Genomic DNA, 10121 nt, shown 5'->3' on the forward strand with positions numbered 1-10121 from the left:
CCCTCTTTTCTTTATCTTGAAGGTTTTTGTCCGTAATACGCATGTGTTCCATGTTTTCTTAAATAATGTTTATCTAAAATCACCTGCGGAAGAGGCTCTGCATATTCGTTCAATTGCTTTGCAAACAGGTTCATTTTCGCTACTTCATCTAAAATGACACTGTTCGTTACCGCACTTTTTGCATCTTTTCCCCACGTAAAGGGACCATGACCTTGTAGCAAAATACCAGGAACCGCCATGACATCTATTTGTCTTTTCTCAAACGTTTCAATGATCAAGTGTCCTGTTTCCACCTCATACCCGCGATTCACCTCTTCTTCTGTGAGAAATCGAGCGCACGGAACAGGTCCGTAAAATGTATCTGCATGTGTTGTGCCCATTGCTGGTAAATCAAGTCCAGCTTGCGCCCATACCGTTGCCCACATTGAATGGCTATGTGAAATGCCGCCAATTTCCTCAAAGTGTTTGTAAAGAACAGCATGTGTGGCAGTATCGGAAGAAGGATTGAATTCTCCCTCGACCACTTGACCGTCAAAATCGACCACGACCATGTCTTTTGCTGATAATTTGTCATACGCTATGCCGCTTGGCTTAATGACAAACAGTCCACTGTCACGATCGCACGCACTGACATTGCCCCATGTAAATTTCACAAGTCCGTACTTTGGTAGATCTAGATTTGCTTGAAACACTTCTTCTTTTAACCGCTCTAACATACAGGTGCCGCTCCTTTCTGTGGCGTCAAATGTTCTACTGCCGCTTTTTCTATCGGGAGTCCTTCTTGATAGCGCTTTATAAATTCCTCAAAACCTTTAACATCCAGTGGATCAGGATCAATAAGCTCTTCTAATGTATGGGCAAATACTTGATGCTTGAGAAAATGGCTCAGTGTTTGCTGCTGGTGATTGATCATATATGAAGCAAGGACCGCCATCCCAAACGCACCGCCTTCTCCCGCCGTTGATACGACGGATACAGGTGTCCCGAGTGCAGCAGCGACCATTTTTTGTCCAACTATCGGTGTTTTAAATAAACCGCCATGTCCTAGTAAGCGATCAATCTTGACTTGTTCATGTGCTTTTAACCGATCCATCCCGATTTTCATTGCGCCAAATGCAGAGAAGAGATGCGTCCGAATGAAATTAGCAAGGGTAAACCGGCTTTGAGGAGATCTAACAAAAAGGGGTCTTCCTTCTTTTAGTCTCGTAATATTTTCACCAGAATAATAGCCATAGCTTAAAAGCCCGCCCCCATCATGATCTGCTTCTAAAGCTTGATTTAATAGAGTTTCGTACAATCTTTCTGTTTCAACTGGCTGACCCATTGCTTCAAACGCTTCTCTGAATAGATTCATCCAAGCGTTGAGGTCACTTGTACAATTGTTGGCATGAACCATCGCGACTGGCAGGCCATCTGGTGTCGTGACAAGATCCACTTCTGGGTACACACCTTTTAGATGATGTTCTAACACAATCATGGCAAATACAGATGTCCCAACTGAAATATTCCCAGTTCTTTTTTCCACACTGTTTGTTGCGACCATTCCTGTTCCTGCATCACCCTCTGGCGGGCAAAAAGGGATACCTGGCTGCAACTGTTTGCCTTGGTCTAAAATCGCTGCTCCAGCTGCTGTTAACACACCAGCTTCTTCGCCTGCTAAATAGATGCGCGGCAAAAGATGACGAAGCTTCCACGGGTAGCCTTTTTCTGCAATCAATGCTTCAAATTGATGAAGCATCACTTCGTTGTAATCCTTCGTTTTTTCATCAATGGGGAACATTCCCGACGCATCGCCAATTCCGATGGCCTGCTTCCCTGTTAACAGCCAGTGAATGTAGCCGGACAAAGTGGTCACATACTCTAACCGGGACAGATGTTTTTCCTCTCCTAGTATCGCTTGATATAAGTGAGCGATACTCCATCTTTCTGGAATATGAAATTGGAATACATCTGTTAGCTTTTGACTCGCCTCGGTCGTTGTTCCATTCCGCCACGTTCGAAACGGGACGAGGAGCTCTCCTGTATGATGACAGGCGACGTAGCCATGCATCATCGCAGATATCCCGATGGAGCCAATGGTTTGAATCGTCACCCCATACAATTGTGCAGCCTGTTCTTTCATCTGTCGGTACGCCACTTGAAGACCTGTAATGATCTCAATTAAGTTGTACGTCCATATTCCTTCTTGAAGAGAACTTTCCCATTCAAATGCACCTTGCGCAATTGGCTGAAACTCTTCATCTATTAAAATGGCTTTAATTCGTGTCGAACCAAACTCAATGCCCAAAGATGTCCTGCCTTCTCTAATGGCTTTGGCCGTCTCTTCACGATTCATTTTGTTCACCCCCATAATGATAGCGGTTTCAAATATCTATTTCGTTTGATCCATCTTTACCTGTGCACAAAAACAATATAATATTTGTACGTACATATGTCAATAATAAATATAGTTGTGCATACACAATCAGACAAAAACTTTCATATTCTCTAAGGATTAGACGGTAGACACTGCAAGCGCCTGTTTTTGATTGAGCAACCATGTTAAAATATGTCCATACAAGTTCTTCTCAATCCGAGTAGAGGATCAACTGTGAAAGAAGTGAAACGATGAAAAAGAAGTACCAGATCATTATGGATGATATAAAAAGCAAAATACTGACAGGGGATTACCGGATCGGGGAGCGTATTCCAACCGAATCAAGCTTACAAGAGATGTATCAAGTAAGCCGGCATACGGTGCGAAAAGCCATCTTGGAATTATCAAGTGAAGGTTTTTTACGAAGCGAAAAAGGCTCGGGCACATTTGTCACCAATCAATATCAAACAAAACCTGCTGGACATGCTCATATGAAAACGATTGGTGTCATCACCACATACATATCAGATTACATTTTCCCGTCGATCATTCGGGGCATCGAAAGCCGATTAAATGAAGAGAACTATTCTTTGTTACTGGCGAGTACAAATAACGATGTGGAACAGGAGAAAAAAGCGCTTGAAATGATGCTGTCCTTTGGTGTGGACGGATTAATTGTCGAACCGACAAAAAGCAATTTATATAATCCAAATATTTCGTACTACCTATCCTTTAAAGAGCAGGATGTCCCGCTTATTATGATCAATGCCTACTATGAGCAGTTAGAGGTTCCCTTCCTTTGTTTGGATGATGTGAAGTCCAGCTATTTAGCGACAAAGGAGCTGATCACCTCTGGACATCAGCACATTGGACTGATTTCAAAAACAGATGATTTACAAGGGAAATATCGAATGAAGGGCTATATTCAGGCACTTGGTGAAGCCAAGCTCAATTTCCTGCCAGAGCATGTCCTTTTTTTCGATACAGAATCGAAGCAGTATTTGGGGGATCATATCAAAACCTTTTTACAAGCGCACCAGCTTGAGCTGACCGCCCTTGTTTGCTATAACGATGAAGTCGGATTAGAAGTAGCAAATGTATGTAGTGAAATGGGTTTATCTATTCCAGATGATCTTTCCATTATTGGACAGGATAACTCGTATATTGCCCAAAAAAATGCCCATGTGAAACTGACAACGCTGACACACCCTCAAGAGCAAATGGGACGAGATGCGGCAGACTGGATGATTAAAAAAGTACAAGGGAAAAAGAATCTCCCTGATCAAACATTTTATGAGCCTGAACTCGTTCCTGGTGAAACGATTAAAGCGCTTAACGCAAGAAAAAATGAGCCCTCTTCATAGGAGGCTCATTTGGCTTTAGGCTCTTGTTCAACCATATTCATCACATCATAGGCAATTCGGTCAGGAGAATCTTGCGTGATACGATTGCGATAGTTAGACAAGACGACCACTCCTGTTTTTGAATGCGGGCGGAAGCCCATGAAGCTGGAGAAACCAGAAGTTGCACCATTATGGCAAATCAATCCCGTATCATCTATGACCCACCCAAGTCCCATTGACATGTTTTTCCCTATCTTCACCTTTGGCTCGTGGGTCAATTTCCATGGAGAAGCGACGTCTGCACTCATATGCGCAGAGAGAAATGAAAGCAAATCAGTGATCGTCGAACGAATCGCACCAGCCCCTTGATAGTCATGCATCTGAAGCGGAGGAACCTCTTTTCCATTCTCTTGATGACCGAGGATCATCTTCTCTTTGACATCCTCCTTGATCGTAATAAAGGTGTTCGATAGTTTCAGCTCATCCACGATATATTCAGTCAGCAGCTCTTCATATGTTTTGTGAAGAGACCATCCCATGATCAACCCGAGAAGTCCCATCCCTACATTGGAGTAACGAGATGGGTATTCTTTTCGCTCATTCCATTTTTTCGAGTGTAACAGTTTCATTAATTCATCAAGGGAGTATTGACAGTACATATCTCTTCTCACTTTTGGAAGGAACCTTAGTTGTAAATCTCTGAGAAAACGATGTGAAGGAAGTCCAGACGTATGGGTTGCCAGCTGTTCCAATTGGATAGGGTGATTCTTTCTTATTTCGGGACAATACAGTGAAATGGAATCGTCTAGCTTCATCTGCCCTTTTTGAATCATGCTTGCTAATATACTTGTCGTAAAGACTTTTGAAATAGAGCCGATTTCAAAAATGACCTCCTCAGGCTGCACGCGCTGCTGTATGGGGTGATCTCCGAAATGAAAAACGTGTCTTTCTCCTTGATGAATCAGTCCGATCACAAGCAGTGCCTGTTTCTTTTTCTCCGTATAAGAAGAGGCAATTCGCTGTACTTCTTGTTTGAGCATCATCAATGGATCATCATCCTTCCCCTTCATTTTGATCTACAATCAATTGATCAAGCTTTGTATAAATGGATGTCAATGTGTTGATCTCTTCGAGGCTTAATTTTGAATAGTATTTTTCAATGATCGCAAGTTCTATCTTTCTCATATTCTCCAAGTACGTCTTTGCCTTTTCAGAAAGTTCAACGTGCAATTCCCGACGATTTTGCGGGTTGATGGTGCGGCGAACCCATTCTTTTTTTTCAAGCGTGTTTAACAACTGGCTCACAGCACTTTGGGTGATGCCTAGTTGCTGAGCAATTTGAATAGGTGAGCTTCCCCCTTTTCGCTCTACGAAATCAAGGACAATATGCTGCTTATCAGTTAACTCATCTACAAATAACTCTTCAAACTCTAATCGGAGCTTTTGATGGATGCGCGCTTCGATTTGGTTTAACTCTTGGATCATCGTTGTTTTGGATGTCACTGTCATCACCTTCATAATTAAGATAACTTAAGCATAAAGGTATATTAATTATTAATCAACAAAAATCCCTATCTTTTATCAAAGATAGGGAAAATGCCGATTATACTTCTTCTTTAGGTGAAGGTACTGCACATACGCCATCTGCACATGCTTCTTCAAATGAAGCATCAGCCGCTTTCTCCGTTTGCGCTGCCTCTTCTGTCCAAGCCGTTTCAAGTGCACGAAGGAACGTATCTGCTGGCTGTGCACCAGCAACCGAATATTGATCATTGATCAAGAAAAAAGGCACAGCAGAAATCCCGAGCTGTCTTGCTTCTTTTTCATCTTCTCGTACATCGTCTGCAAATTCTTGCCCGTCTAGAACCTTTTGTACTTCGTTCTGATCAAGACCTGCTTTTTCTGCGATATCTAAAAGGGTTTGACGATCACCAACATGCTTTCCATCTGTAAAATACGCTTGAAACAGCTCTCCCATGACAAGATCGCCTTTTCCCATTTTTCCAGCATATTGTGCGAGCTGGTGGGCATCAAAGGTGTTTGTCAAAACGAGTGGATCGAATTGAAAATCGATTCCTTTCTCCTTGCCCGCCTGTTTCACCTGTTCATTCATTGCGATGGCCCGGCTACGGCTCATGCCATATTTTTTGACAAGCATATCATGCACATCATAATCCACTGCAACAGGTGCATTCGGATCAAGCTCAAAGCTTTTAAACTCTACTTCTACCTGTTCTTTATGAGGGAATTGCTCAAGCGCTGTTTCCAACTGTTTTTTTCCTATATAACAAAAAGGACAGGCGATATCTGACCAAATTTGCACTTTCATCTTCATCTTCCTTCCGTTGCTTACGTTTTTTCTTTCGAGATGTAACTATTATAGTTACATCTTATCCTTTATGTCAAGTGATCCTTCTTTTTAAGTACCATGTATTAAAAAAACCTTTCCTTCAAAAAAGGAAAGGTTTTCATCACGGCTATTCTAAGTTCGCATGGTGACCGTACATTTTATGGGTGTCGAGCTCTTTCATTTCCATCAATCTCAAGATGACCGCATCGTACATAAGAAGCAAAGTTTGCTCAAATAATGAGCCCATCGGCTGAATCGTATGATGGTTTCCTTCATGTTGATCCTTTGGCGCACCTGACAGTAAGATGACTTCATCCGATAGATCAGCTATAGGTGACTCAGCTGAAAGTGTGAACGACGCCACGCTTCCGCCAATCGCCCTTGCCTTTTTCGCGAGCACAAGCAGCGTCTCTGTTCGGCCAGAACCGCTCCCTACAATCAATAAATCCTCAGATGTAAAAGCAGGCGTATTCGTTTCACCGATCACATAAGCTTCGACACCAATATGCGTGAGTCTCATCGCAAACGATTTCCCCATCAAACCAGACCTGCCAGCCCCTGCGACGAAGACCTTTCGAGCCGCTAAAATGCTTTTGACAAGCTGCTCTGCTTGTTCGTCTTGAATCGCGGGCGAGTGCTCAGAAAGCTCGCTTAGAATCGCTCTCACATAGTCACTTGTTTTCATGATTGTGCAATCAACTGCTTCATTTGCGCAGCCACTTCTGCTTTATTGTCTTGGCTCGCAATGCCGCCGCCGACAATAATCAAATCTGGATTTAATTTGACGACTTCAGGTAACGTATCAAGCTTAATACCGCCTGCAATCGCTGTTTTTGCCTGTTTGACCACTTGTTTAATGGTCATGAGGTCATCAAATGAGTTTTGACCAACCGCTTGCAGGTCATAACCTGTGTGCACACAAATATAATCTACCCCAAGCTCATCAAGCTCTTTCGCGCGGCCGGCGATATCTTTGATCCCAATCATATCGACTAAAATTTGTTTCCCTCTTGCTTTTGCTTCTTTCACCGCTCCTTGGATAGACATATCTTCCGCTGCCGCAAGAATGGTCACGATATCCGCTCCAGCCTCAGATGCCTGCTGCACTTCATAACCGGCAGCATCCATAATTTTGAGATCCGCCAGCACACGTAAATTCGGAAACGCCTGTTTAACTTCTTTTACAGCACGAAGTCCTTCGTTGATCACAACAGGTGTCCCAATTTCCACCACATCAATAGACGCTTCTACTTCTTTGATCAGCTCGATCGCTTCTGGTATATTCACTAAATCTAACGCTAATTGTAATTTCATCTACATTCACTCCTGTTTCATCATGTCATCTTCAAGAGCTCCGCGGATGATGCATCTTGAATCTTTCTTGCATGAAACGAGTATAACAACAGGAATGGCGCAATCCTAGTACGCACTTTTTTTTTACATACTATACTTTTTCGCATATGGGCACAAAAAAGATACTGTCTTTCGACCAGTATCTCAGCGTGTAGACAAACCCTCGCATTCGGTGTCAGTCCTGCGTGGTGGTGCTCACGAATATCAAATTCGCTCCGCGCCAGTACTCGTCCTTCCTAGGGCTGCAAAGGTTTTCTATCACGCTGAAAGGAAGACAAAGGGCTAAAATCAATTCATTTTAGCCCTTTGTCAACAATCTGAGATACTGTCTCTCGTTCAGTATCTATTTGTAGGTATTTCTATTTATCGTCCTTTAAAAAATTGCTGTCGAGATATTGTTTGCCCCAATCATACATCGCCTCTAAAATTGGCATTAAGCTTTCTCCGAGTTCTGTGAGAGAATACTCAACCTTTGGCGGAACGACAGGATAAACCTCCCGGTGCACAATGTGATCTTCCTCTAATTCTCTTAGCTGATTGACAAGCATTCTTTGCGTAATTCCAGGCATTAACGACTTTAACTCACCAAACCGTTTTGTCCCTTCTCTGCCAAGGTGCCATAAGATCAACATTTTCCACTTACCGCCGATAATATTCAGCGTCAGCTCTTTTTCGCAATTGAACACTTTATTTTCCATACGTGATGACAACAACATACACTCCTTTAATTTCAAACCACTTTATCATATACTTCGGCAAAATGGATTGCCCTAGCATACAGTCTTTGTTATTGATTTTGTTTTTTGACGAAAGCCATCACAGCCTTTGTCATCTCTTGCGCTTCTTTTGGCGCTCTGTCAGATCCAAACCATTTATTTAAATCACTGTGGCTCAGCGAATGAACCCGAAACACAAACCGTGAGCCTTGATCATGGTTCAGTTTTTCTGCAAATCGGTACACCTCTGGATTTTCCCAGCCTGTGACCAAATAAACAGGCGGTACATTCTTTTGATTCATATAAGTGACCGGTGATGCCTTTGTCCAGTTCTTCTCCTGTTTGCCAAACACTTTTTTATACGATGGAATGGCTTGTATAAATTGATTGATGTTTAACGGCCCATCTAAAATCACGATAGAATTAATCGTTTTTGGCGACAGCCCCACACGTTTTAAGTAAGTCGAATCTGTAGCAACCAATGCTGTCAAATGACCACCCGCTGAGTGACCCATGACATTGATTTTTGACGAATCGATTTGATATTCATCTGCATGATCCTTGACCCATTTAATAGCGCTTGCCGTATCATCTGCCATCTGCTCATAATTGGCATAAGGGTGAAGCCTGTAATTCATTGAAACAAACACATACCCTTGACCCGTAAAATAATCAGCCTTTGAAGCGACTCTATTCTTATCGCCGCCTGTCCAGCCGCCGCCATGGAGATAGATCATGACTGGATGCTTCTTCTTGTCTTCATCTTTTCCCTTTGGCATATACATATCGAGTGTTTGCTGTTTGTTTTGTGTGTCTGCATAATGGATGTTCGTCGTCGGCTTAGGCTGGTTGAAGCGGAACACAAAAAATGCGCACACCAATAAGCCAGCGATGACTGCCGCAAATAAGAGCCATTTCATGATTCGATTCAATGTCATTGCACCTTTCTGTGTTGGGATGGGGAAGACTGAATGTCCAATAAAAACTAGAATCGTCTGTTAAGTACAAACCTTTGATTTAAACAGAAGGTAGATTGGTGAATTTTAGATGTATGTCGGCTTGAATCACAGATTCAAATGGGTTGTGCACGTCAATACAATAGATCAAGTCGTTATGTTCATTATACTCTTTAAAGTAGTGAAATTCATTGATTTGCTTTAGATGATTGATTTTGAAATCAGGGATTTGTTTCTGGATTTTTTCATATAAAAACCAAAACATAATAAGTGATACCGCTTAAAATATTTCCAATTAGATAATAAGAAAAGCTGCCAAGTTTCCTTGACAGCTAACAATGGTTGCTTCAAAAAAGTTTCTCAACAAATTGTCAAATGAAAAACAGTTACTTTTCTTAGATTTCCCAAATTTGTATATTAATCAAAAGCTAATTCAGGAATAATTACTGGCTAACTCTCCCCAAAACTCGTCAAATTTTTTTCCATCACTAAATAGTAGCGCTAACCACTCTTTCAAATTACTATTCAGAGGTTTCCAACCATCTTCTGATAATAAATTTTGCATAGAATATTTTTTAGATTTTGTGGCTAAAATACAAATTTCCAAATCCCTATCTCCCCAAATTGCCCAATCCAAAGAATGAGATAACCAAACAACGATATTTGAGTTAGTGAAAATATCATCAGCTATAGAATCTTCTGGGCTAGTCCAAAGTGCATTTACATAATCCTCACCAGAAATTTCAACACTTGTTCTTAGCCAATTATAATAACCAAATTCCTTCAAATAATATTCTACTGGATCTGGCTTAAGGACCGCCGTTAAAAAGTCCTTATCTTGTGTTAAAACTGATAGCTTTTTTATTGTTGTTAAAACCTCATCACTCAATGCCCAATCAAACTCTTGAAACAAAAAATAATTAAAATTCTCTCGAAATACTTGATGAGGCAAATGTTTTTTTGTATAAAAAGCTTTTTCAATCATAACTTTATATTTCTTGAATTCATTATCTGAATTAATAAATAAAGCTTTACTGTTAACCAATA

11 protein-coding genes are annotated in these 10121 nt (G+C 41.5%); 1 reads left to right on the plus strand and 10 read right to left on the minus strand.

What is annotated here, in order from left to right; genetic code table 11:
* Positions 1–11 precede the first annotated feature (11 nt).
* Both NST73_RS12330 and NST73_RS12335 read right to left on the minus strand, forming a co-directional pair.
* Complete coding sequence (locus NST73_RS12330; protein WP_007501382.1) at positions 12–716, minus strand: L-ribulose-5-phosphate 4-epimerase; 705 nt, start codon at positions 714–716, stop codon at positions 12–14.
* A complete protein-coding gene (locus NST73_RS12335) occupies positions 710–2335 on the minus strand; it encodes an FGGY-family carbohydrate kinase (protein ID WP_326377813.1) in 1626 nt (541 codons plus the stop codon). Before NST73_RS12335 ends, NST73_RS12330 begins: the two co-directional genes overlap by 7 nt.
* A gap of 272 nt (positions 2336–2607) precedes the next feature.
* On the opposite strand from NST73_RS12335, the gene NST73_RS12340 reads away from it, so the two are divergent.
* Positions 2608–3720: a GntR family transcriptional regulator gene (locus NST73_RS12340; protein WP_144668582.1), complete on the plus strand. Its 1113-nt coding sequence runs from the start codon at positions 2608–2610 to the stop codon at positions 3718–3720.
* A 5-nt stretch (positions 3721–3725) separates the two neighbouring features.
* Here NST73_RS12340 and NST73_RS12345 read toward each other — a convergent pair whose 3' ends face one another.
* The 8 genes from NST73_RS12345 to NST73_RS12380 all read right to left on the minus strand — a co-directional run bounded on the left by NST73_RS12345 (position 3726) and on the right by NST73_RS12380 (position 10119).
* On the minus strand, positions 3726–4742 hold the full coding sequence (locus NST73_RS12345; RefSeq protein ID WP_342499561.1) for a serine hydrolase: 1017 nt from the start codon (positions 4740–4742) through the stop codon (positions 3726–3728).
* Positions 4743–4752: 10 nt separating this feature from the next.
* Entirely contained in the window at positions 4753–5208 is a 456-nt protein-coding gene (locus tag NST73_RS12350) for a MarR family transcriptional regulator (protein WP_231101392.1), read from the minus strand.
* Positions 5209–5302: 94 nt separating this feature from the next.
* The gene (locus NST73_RS12355; protein WP_019743620.1) at positions 5303–6028 is read right to left on the minus strand and encodes a DsbA family oxidoreductase; all 726 of its coding nucleotides are present in this window, start codon (positions 6026–6028) and stop codon (positions 5303–5305) included.
* A 148-nt stretch (positions 6029–6176) separates the two neighbouring features.
* Entirely contained in the window at positions 6177–6734 is a 558-nt protein-coding gene (gene hxlB, locus NST73_RS12360) for a 6-phospho-3-hexuloisomerase (protein ID WP_041506847.1), read from the minus strand.
* Positions 6731–7363: a 3-hexulose-6-phosphate synthase gene (gene hxlA / locus NST73_RS12365; RefSeq protein WP_045034095.1), complete on the minus strand. Its 633-nt coding sequence runs from the start codon at positions 7361–7363 to the stop codon at positions 6731–6733. The genes hxlB and hxlA overlap by 4 nt, the downstream gene beginning before the upstream one ends.
* A 398-nt stretch (positions 7364–7761) precedes the next feature.
* Entirely contained in the window at positions 7762–8118 is a 357-nt protein-coding gene (locus NST73_RS12370; protein ID WP_029708013.1) for a winged helix-turn-helix transcriptional regulator, read from the minus strand.
* Between the two features lie 71 nt (positions 8119–8189).
* Entirely contained in the window at positions 8190–9056 is an 867-nt protein-coding gene (locus NST73_RS12375; RefSeq protein WP_243173043.1) for an alpha/beta hydrolase, read from the minus strand.
* Positions 9057–9507: 451 nt separating this feature from the next.
* On the minus strand, positions 9508–10119 hold the full coding sequence (locus NST73_RS12380) for a hypothetical protein (protein ID WP_135009332.1): 612 nt from the start codon (positions 10117–10119) through the stop codon (positions 9508–9510).
* Between the last annotated feature and the right edge of the window lie 2 nt (positions 10120–10121).

The organism is Bacillus sp. FSL W7-1034 (genome assembly GCF_038593365.1).
GTDB lineage: Bacteria > Bacillota > Bacilli > Bacillales > Bacillaceae > Bacillus > Bacillus altitudinis.

Coding starts and splice junctions, on each gene's coding strand:
- NST73_RS12350 (WP_231101392.1), bottom strand. CDS start 5,208: ATGACAGTGACATCCAAAACAACGATGATCCAAGAGTTAAACCAAATC.
- NST73_RS12330 (WP_007501382.1), bottom strand. CDS start 716: ATGTTAGAGCGGTTAAAAGAAGAAGTGTTTCAAGCAAATCTAGATCTA.
- NST73_RS12375 (WP_243173043.1), bottom strand. CDS start 9,056: ATGACATTGAATCGAATCATGAAATGGCTCTTATTTGCGGCAGTCATC.
- hxlB (WP_041506847.1), bottom strand. CDS start 6,734: ATGAAAACAAGTGACTATGTGAGAGCGATTCTAAGCGAGCTTTCTGAG.
- NST73_RS12340 (WP_144668582.1), top strand. CDS start 2,608: ATGAAAAAGAAGTACCAGATCATTATGGATGATATAAAAAGCAAAATA.
- hxlA (WP_045034095.1), bottom strand. CDS start 7,363: ATGAAATTACAATTAGCGTTAGATTTAGTGAATATACCAGAAGCGATC.
- NST73_RS12355 (WP_019743620.1), bottom strand. CDS start 6,028: ATGAAAGTGCAAATTTGGTCAGATATCGCCTGTCCTTTTTGTTATATA.
- NST73_RS12345 (WP_342499561.1), bottom strand. CDS start 4,742: ATGATGCTCAAACAAGAAGTACAGCGAATTGCCTCTTCTTATACGGAG.
- NST73_RS12370 (WP_029708013.1), bottom strand. CDS start 8,118: ATGTTGTTGTCATCACGTATGGAAAATAAAGTGTTCAATTGCGAAAAA.
- NST73_RS12335 (WP_326377813.1), bottom strand. CDS start 2,335: ATGAATCGTGAAGAGACGGCCAAAGCCATTAGAGAAGGCAGGACATCT.